The organism is Actibacterium sp. D185-2, assembly GCF_054954595.1.
Map to the genome: position 1 here is coordinate 637464 of NZ_JBPWNX010000001.1, position 15898 is coordinate 653361.

General features: G+C 64.1%; 14 protein-coding genes. 6 read left to right on the plus strand and 8 right to left on the minus strand.

Annotated features, from left to right (window positions below):
• Positions 1–103 precede the first annotated feature (103 nt).
• Entirely contained in the window at positions 104–835 is a 732-nt protein-coding gene (locus tag ACSR1C_RS03145) for a FadR/GntR family transcriptional regulator (RefSeq protein ID WP_460257858.1), read from the plus strand.
• On the opposite strand, the gene ACSR1C_RS03150 is transcribed toward ACSR1C_RS03145, so the two are convergent.
• Positions 832–2202, minus strand: coding sequence for a hypothetical protein (locus tag ACSR1C_RS03150; RefSeq protein ID WP_460257859.1), 1371 nt, complete (start codon positions 2200–2202; stop codon positions 832–834). The genes ACSR1C_RS03145 and ACSR1C_RS03150 overlap by 4 nt on opposite strands.
• A 208-nt stretch (positions 2203–2410) precedes the next feature.
• On the opposite strand from ACSR1C_RS03150, the gene ACSR1C_RS03155 reads away from it, so the two are divergent.
• Positions 2411–3061 (plus strand): FadR/GntR family transcriptional regulator, encoded by a 651-nt coding sequence (locus ACSR1C_RS03155; RefSeq protein WP_460257940.1) that lies wholly within the window; start codon positions 2411–2413, stop codon positions 3059–3061.
• 406 nt (positions 3062–3467) lie between these two features.
• Here ACSR1C_RS03155 and ACSR1C_RS03160 read toward each other — a convergent pair whose 3' ends face one another.
• Genes ACSR1C_RS03160 through ACSR1C_RS03190 form a run of 7 tightly spaced genes read right to left on the minus strand, consistent with a single transcriptional unit; the run spans position 3468 to position 10177 of the window.
• Positions 3468–4421, minus strand: coding sequence for a PDR/VanB family oxidoreductase (locus ACSR1C_RS03160; RefSeq protein WP_460257860.1), 954 nt, complete (start codon positions 4419–4421; stop codon positions 3468–3470).
• A gap of 57 nt (positions 4422–4478) precedes the next feature.
• Positions 4479–5672 carry a CaiB/BaiF CoA transferase family protein gene (locus ACSR1C_RS03165; RefSeq protein WP_460257861.1) on the minus strand — a complete coding sequence of 398 codons (1194 nt, stop codon included), beginning with the start codon at positions 5670–5672 and terminating at the stop codon, positions 4479–4481.
• Positions 5669–6910 (minus strand): CaiB/BaiF CoA transferase family protein, encoded by a 1242-nt coding sequence (locus ACSR1C_RS03170; protein WP_460257862.1) that lies wholly within the window; start codon positions 6908–6910, stop codon positions 5669–5671. The genes ACSR1C_RS03165 and ACSR1C_RS03170 overlap by 4 nt, the downstream gene beginning before the upstream one ends.
• Entirely contained in the window at positions 6907–8232 is a 1326-nt protein-coding gene (locus ACSR1C_RS03175; RefSeq protein WP_460257863.1) for a Rieske 2Fe-2S domain-containing protein, read from the minus strand. The genes ACSR1C_RS03170 and ACSR1C_RS03175 overlap by 4 nt, the downstream gene beginning before the upstream one ends.
• Before the next feature lie 53 nt (positions 8233–8285).
• Positions 8286–8612 (minus strand): hypothetical protein, encoded by a 327-nt coding sequence (locus tag ACSR1C_RS03180; protein ID WP_037204423.1) that lies wholly within the window; start codon positions 8610–8612, stop codon positions 8286–8288.
• A gap of 12 nt (positions 8613–8624) precedes the next feature.
• Positions 8625–9758, minus strand: coding sequence for a thiolase family protein (locus ACSR1C_RS03185; protein ID WP_460257864.1), 1134 nt, complete (start codon positions 9756–9758; stop codon positions 8625–8627).
• Positions 9755–10177, minus strand: coding sequence for a Zn-ribbon domain-containing OB-fold protein (locus ACSR1C_RS03190; protein WP_460257865.1), 423 nt, complete (start codon positions 10175–10177; stop codon positions 9755–9757). Before ACSR1C_RS03190 ends, ACSR1C_RS03185 begins: the two co-directional genes overlap by 4 nt.
• A gap of 100 nt (positions 10178–10277) precedes the next feature.
• Between ACSR1C_RS03190 and ACSR1C_RS03195 the strand changes: the two genes are divergently transcribed.
• From ACSR1C_RS03195 to ACSR1C_RS03210, 4 genes are all read left to right on the plus strand, one after another.
• A complete protein-coding gene (locus tag ACSR1C_RS03195; RefSeq protein ID WP_460257866.1) occupies positions 10278–11300 on the plus strand; it encodes a CaiB/BaiF CoA transferase family protein in 1023 nt (340 codons plus the stop codon).
• On the plus strand, positions 11297–12409 hold the full coding sequence (locus ACSR1C_RS03200) for a hypothetical protein (RefSeq protein ID WP_460257867.1): 1113 nt from the start codon (positions 11297–11299) through the stop codon (positions 12407–12409). Before ACSR1C_RS03195 ends, ACSR1C_RS03200 begins: the two co-directional genes overlap by 4 nt.
• A 288-nt stretch (positions 12410–12697) precedes the next feature.
• Positions 12698–13462: an enoyl-ACP reductase FabI gene (gene fabI, locus ACSR1C_RS03205; RefSeq protein ID WP_460257868.1), complete on the plus strand. Its 765-nt coding sequence runs from the start codon at positions 12698–12700 to the stop codon at positions 13460–13462.
• A 4-nt stretch (positions 13463–13466) separates the two neighbouring features.
• Positions 13467–15779, plus strand: coding sequence for a DUF3141 domain-containing protein (locus ACSR1C_RS03210; protein ID WP_460257869.1), 2313 nt, complete (start codon positions 13467–13469; stop codon positions 15777–15779).
• Positions 15780–15898 lie beyond the last annotated feature (119 nt).

Here is a 15898-nt window from a genome sequence, read left to right on the forward strand (position 1 = left end):
CGCGGCGGAGAGGCCTGCCGCGCAGGGCTGGCGCTGACAGTTGCAAAGGGGGCAAAAAACAGAAAGATTGAATGGTCCGATTTATTTGCAGGGAATATGTGGCGTGTCAGACAAACAAGCGTTCAAACCCGTTCGCACCAAGCGCGCGTTCGAAGAGATCTGCGATCAGATTCGCCGCGAAATCCAGTCTGGCACGCTGACGGCGGGCGACAAGCTGCCCTCCGAGCGCGAGCTGGCCGAACAGTTCGAGGTCAGTCGTTCGACCGTGCGCGAGGCCTTTCGCACCCTGGAAATCGGCGGGGTTCTGTCGCTGCAGAAGGGGGTCAAGGGCGGGGCCATCGTGATGCAGGGCGATGTCAAGCCGATCACCCAGACGATGGAGGATCTGCTGTCGCTGGGCGGGCTGTCGCTGAAAGACTATACCGAGGCCCGCGTTATCCTGCAGCGTGAAATCATTCGCCTGGCCTGCGAGCGCGGCACCGAAGCGGATTTCGCCGCGATCGAGGCCAATATCGCCGAACTGCGTGCCGCAGGAGAAGGAATCAGCGGCGATGAACGGATGCGGCTGACCCAAGAATTCTATCATCTGCTGGCCCTGGCCACGAAAAACCGCGCCATTTCGGTGGTCATGAGCGCGTTTACCGAACCTCTGGGATACTACATCCGAAAAATCGGGCCGGACAGGAGCTGGGATGTGGCCGCCTCACGCACCAAATTCCTGGGTCATCTGAGGGAGCGCGACGTTGATGCCGCGATTGCCGAAATGGTGGATCACATGCAGCGTCTGCACAGCTATATACTGTCGCAAAACGCGGCGCCCGGGGCAGAGGCTTAGGGCCAGAACACCAGAAAACTGATGATCGCCACGGCCAGCGTGCCCAGGCAGAACAGGCCGTTCCATCGCAGCCCGATGGTGGCTGGTGTCTGATGCGCCGCCGATGACGTGATGGCGACGGTCGATGTCGCGGGCGACACGATCAGCGCCAAGGCCCATCCGGTCAGTGTCGAGAGCAGCAGAAGCGGCGGGTCGATCGCGATCTGGGCCGAGACGATGGCACTGACGCAGACGGTGGCGGCGATCATCGGGTTGAGACCGGCGATGGAGGTGATGAAAATCAGCAGGCTCAGGACGCAGGCCAGACGCGCGCCTTCCAGCCCGGTGAGCAGGGCGAACTGGACCACGGCCTCGTTCGGGATCAAGAGAGCGATCACCAGGCCGAGATAGCCGGCCGAAGCGATGATGGCGATCTCGTTGACCGCCGCCGGGCCCTGGCGCAGGGTCTGAACGCCCAGAGCCGCGATGGCCCGCTGCGGGGAAAGCCCCGTGGGGCGGGCAATCGCGGCCCAGCCGATGGCAAACACCGGCACGATCATCAGGATCGCGCCGCGCAGCGGCAGGCCGAGCGCGATTTCCAGCGCAGATGCGCCGCCGCTGATGGCCGTCAGAACCGCCAGCAAACCCAGCAATCCCCAAGGGCGCCCGGGGGTGTCCTTGGGGTGCGACTGGCGACCGGTGGGGCTTTGCAGCCGGTCGAAAACCCAACCGAGGCTCATGAAAACGGCGCTCGCGGTCAGGCCATAGGGCAGGAACTCGGTCCAGCTCAGCGCCGGCACCAGCGTCAGCAACAGGTTGAGGCCCAGCCCCAGCGGCGACCAGAAAATGTTCGCGCCAAAGCCGCGCAAAACGGCATTGGTGATCCGGCGGATCTGAATCCGCGCAACCCGCTCGTCCGGGCTGGCCAACGGCCTGCGCAGGGCCACATGTAGCAACAGCATGAGGCCGCCGATGTTCAGAAGAACCCCGAAGACATGGCCGCCGGTGGCCAACAGGGCAAAGCGGCGGGCCGGGGGTTGGTGCACCACGAAACGCCCGGCCTGATCGACCATCGCGCTGCTCATCGCCGAAATGCGCAGGGGCAGCAGCACGGTGATCAGCGCCGGCAGATAGGCCGCGCGGCTGGCGACCCCGGCCAGCGCGCCGGGCGCACGGCCGAGGATCAGATATGCGGCGGTGGCCGCGACAGCCGCCCCCAGCATCACCCGCGCGGCTAGGCCGGTTTTCCGCCAGCCCAGCAGAATATAGAAGGCAACCAGCGCCATGGCGGCGACGGCCCATTGGGCGTTGCCGGTCAGAACCTCGAGCAGCGACAGGCCCGCCGCCGCGAAAATGGATAGTGCCGATATCAGGATGGTCAGGGGCACGCGGTGGACTCCGAGTATTTCATATTGGTTCTACCAATTGTGGCGATTTGAACAATGCCAAGTTTGAGCTGAGTTCTGGAATGGAGGCGGGAGACTTGGTAAGAAATGAAGTGAACAGAGCCGAAGGGGCAGCGCTGTGCCTGCAAAAGAAGAAGACAATCTGGATGTCGCGTTCAAGCCTGTCCAATCCCACCGGACCTTTGAACTGGTGTGCGAACGTGTCCGCGAAAAGCTGTTGCGCGGCGAACTGACACCGGGTGACAAGCTGCCCCCCGAACGGGATCTGGCCGCGCAGCTTGGCGTCAGCCGGAATGTGGTGCGCGAAGCGTTGCGCAGTCTGGAAATTGCCGGGGTCGTGGCGCTGCGCAAGGGGGTGAAGGGCGGCGCCTTCATTCAGGAGGGCGCGGCAAGCCGGATCACCCAGGCACTGAGCGATCTGATCACGCTCAACGCTATCTCGCTCAAGGATTTGTTCGAGGCGCGGATTATGATCCTCGAGATGGTCATCGACCACGCCTTCAAGGACGGCGTGCGGCCGGATTTCTCGGGCCTCGAGGCGGTGGTCGAAGATACGAAGAAGGCCACGCTGTCGGGAGATATTCCGCACAGAATCAAATGCGCATACCTTTTTTATCATGAGCTGGCGGCGCTCACCGGGAATAGCGCGATCATCTTTACCGTCGATTCCCAGACGGAGCTCGTGCAGACATTCCTGCGCTATCGCGTGTCCGACATGCCGGCGCAGGCCCTGATTTCTTCGCGTGAGATTTTCCTGAAGCTGTTGAAAGCCGGAGAGATTGAGGCCGCGAAGATCGAGTTGCGGGCACATATGACGCGGGTTCACACCAACCTCTGGTAGGCCAAGGCCGCTTGCCGATATGCATGGTGGTCGCAAGGCAGGCGGCCCATGTGTGCGCAAAAAGGTAGCGCCTTTGATCCTTTGTCAAAGGGAGGAGCCACGCATGCTTGTTTCACAAGTCCGGCCCGCCGAGTTGGAAATGTTCCGTTATCGCCGTGGCCTGTCGGTCGCGTCACCCGGTCCTGCCGTACGCTGAATTCTTTGCATGCGGAAATGCCCGAAGGCATCTGTCTGGCGGGTGACTATTTTGCCATGCCGGGGTCGAGGCCGCCGTGCTGAGCGGCGAGCGGGCCGCGAATACACTGATGGAAAAGCGGGCCTGAGCGCGACAGGTTTCGTTCGCCGTGAAAAAAGGCCGGGGCGCATGTGCGTCCCGGCCTTCTTGACGTCCGAAACCGCCGCAGGATCAGAGATCCAGCACCAGCCTAGGCGTTTTCGACCCGGAACAGCACACCATCATGGTATCGCCTGCGGCGCGTTCCTCATCGGTCAGGATGGCGTCTCGGTGGTCGGGGCGGCCTTCCAGCACGCGGGTCTCGCAGGTGCCGCAGACGCCGTCATTGCAGGCAAAGGGCACCGACACACCGTTTTCGATCAGCACATCCAGGATGGACTTGCCGGCCGGGATCTCCAGCACCATGCCCGATTGCTCCAGCACGACCTCATAGCCGCCTTCCAGCGCGGCCTCTTCGGTGGCCGAGAAATACTCGACATGCACCTGGCTGCGATCCACCGCGCGGCCGGCCTTTTCATAGGCCGCCAGCATCGGCTCGGGGCCGCAGCAATAGAAATGCGCCTTCGGGGCCGAGGCAAAGATCGCGTCCAGATCCATCAGCGCGCCGCCCTTTTCATCGTCGAAATGCGTGATCACCTTGCCGCTGTCGGCGATGGCGGCGATGGCGTCCAGAAACGCCGCGTTCGCGCGGCTGCGCGCGCCGTAGTGCAGCTCCCACGGTTTGCCCAGCTCGGCCAGGCGCGCCAGCATGCACACCATGGGCGTGATGCCGATGCCCCCCGCGATGAAGATCGACTTTTCGGCATCTTCCTTCAGCGGAAAATTGTTCTTGGGCGTCGAAATCTTGATCTTGTCGCCCACGCGCAGCGTATCGTGGATGTATTTCGATCCGCCCCGGCTGTTCGGGTCGTTGTGCACCGCAACCGAATAGCTTTTTCCATCGGTATAGGGCTTGTAGAGCGAATAGCTGCGGCGCAGGTCCGGCTTCAGGATCAGGTCGATATGCGCGCCCGCCTCGAAGGACGGCAGCTTCGTGCCGTCCAGCGGCGTGACCTCGACCGATAGGATGGTCGCTGCCTCATAGCGGATCTGAGAGACCCGGACGGGAATTTCCTTGGCGGACATGGTTCTCCTCCTCTTGTCCTTGGCCCCCGGCGCATCACGCCGGGGGCAGTCGCCGGGTTACTGCAACAGACCCCTGTCGCGGAAACTGGCCAGATCGTCGGCGGTGAAGCCCAGGATCTCTGTCAGCACCTGATCAGTGTGTTCCCCAAGGCGCGGCGAGGCGGAACGCAGTTCGGCCGGGGTCTTGTTGTGGCGATAGGCGGGGCCGTTGTATTTCAACGTGCCCATCTCTTCGTGATGCAGCGGCCAGAAGTGATCGCGCGCCTCCAGGATCGGGTCTTCCAGCAGGTCCGAGCCCTTGTAGGCGACACCGGCGGGAACCCCGGCTGCGCGGCAGGCTTTCATCAGCTCGAAGGCGTCCACCGGTGCCGTCAGCTGCGCCACGCGGCTGTCAAGGGCGTCGCGCCCCTGGGCCCGTGCAGCGTTGAGCCCCTCGGCATCGTTCAGAAGCGCGGCCAGCGCCTCCCACTGCGTTTCGTCTTCGCATTCGAGCGTGATCCAGCGTTCGTCGCCCGCGCAGGGATAGACGCCGTGCAGGATGGCCCCGGGTTTGAAGTTGCCGGCACGCTGCGCCTCGGTGCCTGTCACCTGCAGATCGAGCAGTTGTGGGGCGACCAGTTGCGCGGTGGCCTCGATCTGGCTCATCTCGACATATTGGCCTTCGCCGGTTTTTTCGCGATGGATCAGGGCCGCCACCAGCGCCGAAAGCGCGTAGCGGGGCGAGACCGAATCCGAATAGGCGCCCTTGGGCACGGCTGGCGGCATGTCGGGCCAGCCGGTCATGTGCTGGATACCTGCAAGCGCCGCGCCCTGCGCGCCATAGCCGGGGTGCTGCGACCACGGGCCATCGGCGCCGTACAGCGACGAAGACAGCATGATGATGCGCGGGTTGATCTTGCGCAGGCTGTCGTAATCCAGCCCCCATTTCTTCATGATGCCGGGGCGGAAGCTTTCGGCGACGATATCGGCCCATTCGATCAGCGGGCGGATGATCTCCAGCGCTTCGGCGTGGTTCATATCAACACCGATGCCCAGCTTGGAGCTGTGGAAATCGGCGAAGAAGCCCGAGCGGTTGATCCCCGGCTTGTCGTCGATGAACGGCCCGCCCAGGCGGATCGAATCGGGATGCTTGAAGCTTTCGATCTTGACCACGGTCGCGCCGTTGTCGGCCAGCTGTTTGGTGGCGATCGGGCCGGCGGCGGCCCAGGTGAAATCGGCCACCTTCAGGCCCTCGAAGATACCTTTGGTCATGACGCCTCCTTTACCTTGCTCACGTCGGCCAGCAGGGCGTCCGTATCGGCGCCCACGGCCGGGGCCGGGGACATTTCCGCCAGGCCGGTTTCCGACATGCGCACCCAGTTGGCGGGCAGTTCGATATTCAGTCCCCGCGCTTCGTCATGCAGTGGTTTGAACAGGCCGCGGTCGCGGAACTGGACGTTCTCGTGGATGTCCTTGATCGAGTTGATCGGGGCCATCAGGATACGGTCGCGCACCGCGCGCGCGATCAGATCACCCGAGGTCTTGGTCTCGATGAAACCTTTGATCACCTCGGTCACGGCGTCGTAATCCTCTTGCGGGATCGCGAACTGGCCGTCGCCGTTCCAGTCGTGGCGGGTGAGGACTTCGTCGGTCACACCCTCTTCGGCCATCCATTTCAGCAGTGCTGCATAGGATTTCATCCGGGCCGAGCCGCCACCGCCGCCCACCGGGCCAAACACGACATAGCCGTCCTGGCAGGGCCAGACGAGGCGGGTGTAGAATCGGTTGGCGCGCTCCTTGCGGATGGCGCCGCCGCGCATTTCGTTCAGCGACAGGATCTGCCAGGCCATGGTGGTGTTCAGCAGGGTCCAGATCACCACTTCCTGCACCGACAGGTCCACACGCTGGCCTTCACCGGTGCGCAGGGCGTGGTAATAGGCCATCAGCGCCGCGTTGCTCGCCTCGGCCCCGGCCTGGATCAGGCCAACGGGCAGGCCGACGCGAACCGGCGGGCGATCGACCTCGCCGTTCAGGTAGAGGTGGCCACCCAACGCCTGCAGCGTGGTGTCGGTGGCGGGCATGTCTTCATATTCATGACCGCGGCCGAACGGCAGGATCTCGGTCCAGATCACGGCGGGGTTGGCCTTGCGCGCAATGGCTTCCAGTGTGTCCATCTCGCTCAGCGACAGGCGCTGGAAATCCGTCACGATGATATCGGCAGATTTCGCAAGATCGCCAAAGGCCGCGAGGCCGGCAGCCTCGTCCAGATCGGCCACAACGCTTTTCTTGCCGAAGTTATAGGCCAGCCAGCTTGCGCTTTCCTCGCCATTCGCCGTCGGGATCAAAGGCGCGTCGAAACGCGCCTTTTCACCGCCGGGCGGCTCGAGCTTGATCACCTCGGCCCCAAGGTCCGCGAGCACACGCCCGCAGACCGCGCCGGACAGTGAGGAGATCTCCAGCACGCGCACCCCCTGGAGTGCGCCGCCGGACTTCACTTTATCCTTGCTCATAGGGCGTAACCGAAGTCCTTGCCAATCTCGGCCTTCATGTGTTCGCTGCCGGATTCAGTCCACTTTTCTTCCTTGGGAAGGGTCAGCGAAACGGCGCGCACCATGTAAAGGTCGGGATCGTCGAACCGGTCGGGAAGTTCCCCCGTCTCGGCAAAGGCGCCCGCCACTTCCAGCAGCATTCGGCGGGTCATGGCGATGCCGGTATCGGAGGTGCAGAGGTTTTCCTTGCTGCGGTCATAGACTTGGGCAACCCCGGACTGACAGGCGGCATCCTGCACCCACAGGCCCGGCAGGCCAGAGAACCACTGCGTCTTCTGCAGTTCGTAGTCGAAATGGTAGCCGGTTTCGCGGCGGAATTTCGACACGTAGCGGCCGAACGGAACCTCGGGGCCCATGTTGTCATGCGACCCGACGGAATGATGCCCACCGTCACGGCCCTTGTAGCCTTCGTTGAAGACCTTGACCGATTTCGGATGCAGCGGCTCGACCGGGCGGTAAGAGAACATCAGGCAGATCGAGTTTTCGTCATCCATCGGCACCCAGGCATGGCCCGACAGTTCGTGGAACTCGCCGGCCTGCGGCGGGACCATGGAATAGAACGGCATGACGAACTGGTTCACACGCCAGTAGAGGTTGGCCTCGTCAACGACGCGGCGCGACGCGATGGACATGCCGAAATCCTGACGCACGGATTCAAACGTCGGGCGCAGATCGCGGGCCGCAACCCAGTCGTTGATATAGCCGCTGCCGTCGATACGGCCATGCAGGATCGGTGCGTGGGCCGAGTCGATCTCGCCTTCCAGCGCCTGAAGCCAGTTGCATTCCTGAACGCGGAAGGTGACGACCACGTTTTCCTCGGGCACCATGTTCCATTCGAAATTGGGCAGCGGCGGGCGGCTGGCCTCGTCTTCCTTGCCCATATAGGTCCAGACCACGCCGTTACGCTCAACGCAGGGATAGGACTTGATCTTGACGCGCTCTTTCAGGCGCGAGCGCACGGGCTCGGCCGGCATGTCGGTGACATTGCCTTTGGTGTCGAATTTCCAGCCGTGATAGACACAGCGCAGGCCGCAATCTTCGTTCCGGCCATAGATCAGCGGCGCGCCCCGGTGCGGACAGACGTTATCGACCAGGCCGACATCGCCTTCGCTGTCGCGGAAAACGATCAGGGTCTCGCCCAGCAGTTTCACGGTCTGCGGCTGGGCGTCTTTTTCCAGATCCTTCGACGCGAAGAAGGGGATCCAGTAGTTGCGGAACAGTTCGCCCATGGTGGTGCCGGGGCCAACCCGGACCAGGGTTTCGTTGTCTTCTTTGGAAAGCATGTTTTTCTCCTCTCAAGTTATGGGTCGGCCGCCTCCTCGGGGCCGGGAAGGGGTCAGGCGCTGGCGAGTTCCGTGGCGTCCTTGTCCAGAAGCCCGTCGACCAGATCGGAAATGCCCAGGAACGCGGCCCACCAGGCCGGATCGGCTGTTTCGAGCGGGGCGCGGGGCACGGGCGGCGGATCGCCGGCCTTCAGGCGCTTGACGATCTCGGCGTAACGCAGGCGCTCGATCTCCAGATAAACCTGCTCAACGTCTTGGCCCTCGGCCACGAAGTCACCCAGTTCGGGATAGGCCAGACGGCGCACCCATTCGCCTTCGCGCACTTCGTAAGGTTGCGCCTGAATGATGTAAGGAATTGAAAGATAATCTCTTAGTTTCATTGCGTTACCTCCTCATAACGTCGGGGATATGCGGCGTTGCGGCTCGGGGGTGAGCATCACGAAGGCCGAGTCATCGAACGGGCCGATCTGCACCAGACAGGGCCCCGATTTCGCGACCTGACGCGCGCCCGCCTTGCCGGCGGTTTGCAGATAGGCTTCGCGCAGGTGGCCCATGCCGTGCATGCGTCCTTCGCCCAAACTGCCGCCGAACGTGTTCAGGGGCAGGTCGCCATCCAGATTGGCGCGGCCGTCGCGGATGAAGGCGGGCGCGGTGCCCTCGGCACAAAACCCGAACCCTTCGAGCCACTCGTAGACCATCGACGAAAACCCGTCGTAAAGCTGCGCCTGCGTGACATCGGCGGTGCCAAGCCCGCTCATCTCAAAAACCGTTTTGGGGGTCTGAAACCCGGCCCAGCCGGACACATAGGCCGGGGTGGCGCCGGCGGGCAGATCCTCTGCCCGGCACATGACAAAGGCCGCGGCCCCGCAAACCGGCATGTCGCAATCGAACAGGCAATGCGGCGTCGCGATCATCTGCGCGTCCAGATAGGCGTCACGGGTGACTGTGCGGTCCTTCCAGATGGCATAGGGGTTCAGCGCGGCGTGGCGGCGGGCCAGTGCCACCACCTCGTAAAGATCCTCGCGGCTGATGCCATGCTGCGCCATGTAGCGCTGCGCGCGGGCGGCAAAACGGGCCCCGGCGATGTTATAGGCAAAGGGTTTGATGAACTGGTCATTGCCATAGGCCACCGGCACGTCGGCCGTGGCATAGTTGATGCCCTGAAGGTTATAGAGCGCGCGGACGCCGACGATATAGCGGCAATCGCCCGCGATCAGCGCGTGGGCGGCGCTGGCGACCATGTCGGCGGGATAGCGGCGGTAAAGGTCGGTGCCATAGCGCAGTCCCTTGAACCCCATCGCCGGCGCCATGGTCTTGACCGATACCTCGTCCCCGCCTTCGGCATGGGGCGAGCCGGCGTTGGTGGCAAACGGCGCGCCGATATAGCCGTCGATATCGTCACGGCTCAGCCCGGCGTCCTTGAGCGCCTCCAGAATGGCGTCTTGGGCGAAGGCAATGATGCCGCGGTCGGATTTGCGTTCGATCGACGAGGAACCGAACCCGGAAATAACGATGTCCTGGCTCATGACGTGGCCTGCGTATCGACGGTGGCCTGCGGGTATCCCCAGCCGTTGGCATCCAGGCGCATCGAAATCGTCAGCGGCGTGTCGGGCGCGTGGCCGCGCACCGAGCCGGTGTCATCGAGCATGGCGATCACGGTGCGCGGATCTTCGGCCAGGGTGCATTCGACGATGCAGATCGGACCCTCGCGCCCCGGCAGGGCGGGCAGGTGAATGTCGGTCCAGCCCTTCAGGGCAGCCTTGCCGGACAAGGCGATCCATTCCAGCCTGTCCGACAGGCAATCAGGGCAACGCGGGCGCGGCGGATAGGGGATGCGGCCACAATCGCAGCATTTGGCAAGCGTCAGCGTGCCAGCCTTTGCGCCATCCCAAAATGGCCTCGTCTCGGCGCTGGGGGCGGGAATGGGTCTTTGTGCTATACTCATCGATGCCGTGTCTGTTTGACTTTCTGCGGTCCTGTATATAATGGTCAGACCATTAGATCAATAACAAGTCCAGCCATCCGAAGGCGGGGAGATTGACAGCATGAAACCGCTTGAAAACCTGCATATCGTTGAGTTTTCCGGATTGGGGCCGGGGCCGTTCGCCGCGATGGCTTTGGCCGATATGGGGGCGTCGGTTACGCGAATTACCCGCCCAGGATCATCGGCGCCGAATCCCGCGCCTGGCACATTTCTGAACCGCGGGCGCCGCGATGTGCCGCTTGATCTGAAAACATCCGAAGGCATGGCCGTCGCGCGGGATCTGATCCGCGACGCCGATGCCGTGATCGAAGGGTTCCGGCCCGGCAAGATGGAAAGCCTGGGGCTGGGCCCTGACGACCTTTTGCCGCTGAACCCGCGTCTGGTTTATGGCCGCATGACCGGCTGGGGCCAGACCGGCCCGATGGCGCATCTGGCCGGGCACGACCTCAATTACCTGGGGCTGACCGGGCTGCTGAGCCTGATGGGCGAAGAGGGCCGCCCGCCGACACCGCCGCTGAACCTGATCAGCGACTTCGGCGGCGGCGGGATGTACTTGGCCTTTGGCCTGATATGCGCGATCTGGCGGGCGCACAGCACGGGGCAGGGGCAGGTGGTGGATGCGGCGATGATCCACGGCACCACCCATCTGGCCAGTTTCATCCACGGCAAGCGGGCGCAGGGCGCCTGGCATGAGGGGCGCGAAAACAACACCGTGGATGGCGGCGCGCCGTTCTACCGTGTGTATGAAACCCGCGACGGGCGCTATATGGCGGTGGCGGCGCTGGAGCCGGTCTTTTTCGCCACCATGATCCGCACTTTGGGCCTGGACGCACGGTTCATCGCCGGACAGGGCGATCGCGCGCTTTGGCCCGAAATGGCCGAGGCCTTGCGCCAAACCTTCCTGACCCGCGATTTCGATCACTGGGTGGCGCTGTTTGCCGATGTCGACGCCTGCGTCACCCCGGTTCTGAACATGGACGAAGCGCAGAGCCACCCGCAGATGGCGGGGTGCTTCATCACGGCGGGCGGTGTTGCGCAGCCCAGCCCGGCCCCGCGCATCGATCCCTGGACGCCCAAACCGTGAGCCGCCCGCTCCTTGACGCCTGCCTTGTGCTGGCGTTCGGCTATGCCACCGGGCTGGAGCTGGGAAAGATCGCCCCCTACGCGGTGCGTATCGCCGAAAATTACGGAACCGGGCTGGCCTTCAGCGGGCTGCTGACCTCGGTGATTACGCTGTTTGTCGCCCTGTTCGCCGCGTTTCTGGGGCGGCCCCTGGTGCGGATCGGGCTGCTGCCATGCCTGCGGGCGGCGGTGCTTTTGATCGTGGCGGGGGCGGGGCTGTTTGCCTTGCCGCTGGGGCCCGCGGGCATGATGGTCGCGCGACTGATCGAGGGGGCAGGTTATGTTCTGGCCGCCGTCGCCGCCCCGGCGTGGCTGGCCAATGCGCCGATCGGATCGGCCCGGCCGGTGTTCATGGCGCTGTGGGGCAGCGTGGTGCCGGTGGGGTTCGCGGCCGCCGCCGCCCTGGCGGGCGCTCTGCCTGCGCAGATGCCGATGGGGGCGCAACTGGCGGTTTTCGCCGTGCCGGTCGCGCTGCTGTCTTTGCCCGTGCTGGCGGTGCGCGGGGTCGCGCCCATCCGCACGGTTCAGGCCGATGTCGCCCGATGGGGCGATGTCGCGTGGTCGCTGGCGGTGGCCTTCGGCCTCTACGTCTTTCTATCCATGGGGTTCTTCTCTTTCCTGCCCGCCTTTGCGCAGGAAACGGGGCTTGCCGGATCGGGCCTTGTGCCGCTGATGGTGCCGTTGGGCAGCTTCGCCACCGCCGCCTTGCTGCCGGTTCTGCGGCGTGAAAACGGGCCGGCACTGGCGGTCGTGGGGTTCGCGATGGCCGCCCTCGGCGCGTTCTGGATGTTTTCCCACGGCAGCCTCGCGGCGCTGTTTCTTTATGCCTTTGCCTGCGGGGTCAGTTCCTCTGCGACGCTGGCGTCGGTTCTGGTGGCGGCGCCCGGCGAACACGCCTCGGCCCGCACCCTGGGCGTGATGGCCCAATGCGGCGGCGTGATCGCGTTTCTGGGGGTGCCCTTCGCCGGGGCCTTGCTGGACCATCTGGGGTGGGAGGCGCTGGGCGCGGCGCTGGCTCTTGCGGCTGGGGGTGCCGGGGCGATCCTGCTGGGCGCGCGGCGGGCGCGCTAGCTGTGAACTCTCAGCAGGTTGTTCATCCGATCCGGGTTTAGGCTTTTGTCGCCAAACACCAGCCGAGGAACCCGAAGGATGAACACCCCGCATCAAGGTGCCCGTCTCACCGTTCATAGTCGAGAATTGATTGTCGCTCGGCAACCGCGCAAGTGCGCCGGTCCGATCGCCGCACCGGCTGGGCGCGGCATGGGTGGCGCTGGTCCGCGGCCCATATTGCGATAGCCGTGACGCTAGGCTGTTACACTTTGCCGATAGATCTAGGATCAGGACGCGAGGGGTAAGGCGATGTTTTCACTTGCTGGCAAGAAGGCGCTTATCCTCGGGATCGCGAACGAGCAGTCCATCGCCTATGGTTGTGCACAGGCGTTGCGTGCCCAAGGGGCCGATCTGGCGGTCACCTATCTGAATGACAAGGCCGAACCGCATGTGCGCCCGCTGGCCGAACAGCTGGGGGCCGGGATCATCGCGCCGCTCGATGTGCGTGAGGACGGGCAGTTCGCCGCCCTGTTCGAGCAGATCGCCGCCCAATGGGGCCGGGTCGACATCTGCCTGCATTCCATTGCCTATTGCCCCCGGGACGACCTGCACGGGCGGGTGACCGATTGTTCGCGCGAAGGGTTCCTGACCGCGATGGATGTTTCGGTGGCCTCGTTCATCCGGCTGGTCCGCGCGGCGGAGCCGCTGATGCCGCAGGGGGGCACCTGCATGACGGTTTCCTTTTACGGTGCGGAAAAGGTGGTCGAGAATTACAACATCATGGGGCCGGTCAAGGCCGCGCTGGAATCGGTCACGCGCTATATCGCGGCCGAGCTGGGGCCGCAGGGAATTTCGGTTCACGCCCTGTCGCCCGGCCCGCTGAAGACACGGGCGGCGTCGGGGATCGGCCATTTCGACGAGTTGTTGGACGCCGCCGCTGCGCGCGCGCCGACCCATCATCTGGCCACGATCGAGGATGTCGGCGCTTATGCGGCCTTTCTGGCCAGTGACGAGGCTCGCAACGTCACCGGCGGCGTGCATCACATTGATGGCGGGTTCCACATCGTAGGATAAGACCATGACACAGCCGAAGGACACCTCTGGCGACCTGCACGGCAAACTGGCAGAGGTCGCGGATATCTGGCAAAAGGCCGATGCGCAGGTGAAACTGCTCGGCAGGCTGGGCGCCAGGCATGGCACCGAATTGACCAAGACGGCCATTGCCGACTGGTCACAGACCGTCAGCGCCGCCCAAACCCTGATCACGATGATGGACCCGCTGACCATGAGCAGCGAGTTGCGGGCCTATCTGGGGGATTTCCAGCAGCGCGGCATCCTGTTTCTGGATGCGTTGCGTCAGCGCAGCGATGCGGCCCTGGCGCGCGAGGCCGAAGGGCTGAAGCCGGTTCTGGTCTTCGATTACGAGATGGTGGTGGACGGCAGCACGCTTGAACGGCCGGTGAACTATTCGCTGGTGCGGATCCGTCCGCCCGCAGGGTTCCCGCCCACGCGCGAGGATGGCCGCCCCTGGGTGATCATCGACCCGCGCGCCGGCCATGGCAGCGGCATCGGCGGGTTCAAGGCGGAATCAGAGGTCGGCGTTGCGTTGCGCGACGGTCATCCGGTCTATTTCGTGATTTTCTTCCCGCATCCCGAACCCGACCAGACCCTTGCCGACGTGTGCGAGGCCGAGGCGATCTTTCTGCGCCGGATCGCCGCGTTGCACCCCGCCAGCCCCAAACCGCTGATCACCGGCAATTGTCAGGGCGGCTGGGCCGCGATGATCCTGGCGGCCACCCATCCCGATCTGACCGGTCCGCTGGTCATTGCCGGGGCGCCGCTGTCCTATTGGGCGGGCGAGGTGGGCAAGAACCCGTTTCGCTATTACGGTGGTCTGGCGGGCGGGGCCATGCCGGCGCTGCTGGCCTCGGATCTGGGGGGCGGCACGTTCGACGGTGCCAGCCTGGTGCTCAATTTCGAGGGGCTGAACCCGGCCAAGACCTGGTGGCGCAAGAACTATGACCTGTTCGCCGATATCGACGGCGGGACCGAGCGCTTTCTGGACTTCGAAAGATGGTGGTCGGGTTTTTATTTCATGAACGAGGCCGAGATACGCTGGATCGTCGAGAACCTGTTCATCGGCAACAAGCTGACCCGTGGGCAGGCGGTTCTGAACGACGGCACACCGGTCGATCTGACGCGCATCACCGCACCGGTTGTGGTCTTCGCCAGCCACGGCGACAATATCACCCCGCCGCAGCAGGCGCTGCACTGGATCGCCGATCTGTATGACACGACCGAAGAACTGCGCGCGCGTGGCCATGTGATCGTCTATACCCTGCATGACAGCGTCGGCCATCTGGGTATTTTCGTTTCGGCCAAGGTGGCCACGACCCAGCACAAGCAGATCACCTCTGTCGTGAAGACGATCGAGTCGCTGGCGCCGGGCCTTTACGAGATGATCATCGGCGAGGACGAGACCGGCTTTCAGGTGGCGTTCGAGGCCCGCGGGATCGAGCAGATCCGCGCCATGAGCGATGGGCCCGAGATCGAAGAGGAATTTTCGATCGTGTCCGAGTTGTCGGACTGGGGCACCAAGACTTATGAACTGACGCTGCGCCCCTGGCTGAATGCCATCGTCACGCCCGAACTGGCCGAGATGGGCCGCGCCCTGCATCCGATGCGCCAGCAGATGGCGCTGTTTTCCACCACCAGCCCGGCGATGGAAAACATTCGCGATCAGGCGCAGGTCGTGCGTGCCCGGCGCAGGCCGGCGCCCCAGGACAATATGTTCAAGGTCGCCGAGCATGCCTTTGCCGATCTGGTCGAGCAGGGCTGGGATTTCTACCGCGACAGCCGCGATGCCGCGATCGAGCTGGGCTTTCACGCGCTTTACGCGAGCCCGTGGATGCGCGGGTTGGCGAAGGCGGCCCCGCATACCCCCGCCGCCCATGACATTTCGCGCTTCCCCGAGGTGCGCGATGTGCTGAGCCATGTCGACAGGGGCGATTACCCCGAGGCCATCGTGCGGATGATGATCCTGCTGGCCCGCGCGCGCGGGTCGGTGCGACGCGAGCGGCTGGAGCGATCCAACGCGATGCTGCATTCGCGCCCGCCCTTCGACACGATGAGCGCGGAGCAGCGCAACCACCTGATCCACGAGCAAAGCCTGATCGTGGATCTGGCCGGCAAGCAGGCGATCCAGACCCTGCCCAAGCTGCTGCGCGATGATGTCGACCGGCTGCGTGCGATCAATCTGGTGCTGGATGTGGCCGGACCGGTGGGTGAAATGGACCCCGCCACCATCGCGATGTTCGAGCAGTTTCAGACGGTTTTGCGCACACGGGCGAAGAACTGGCAGAACCCGGTACACGGGATCGCGGCGTCCTGATGCCGCAGGGGGGCGTTGCCGACATATAGGCCGAACCAGCGGAAATCCGCGCAACACAACGGTGTCGGGCGGCGAAAGAAGGGGCAGCCAGACAAATCGGAATGCGTGCATTTCCCTGA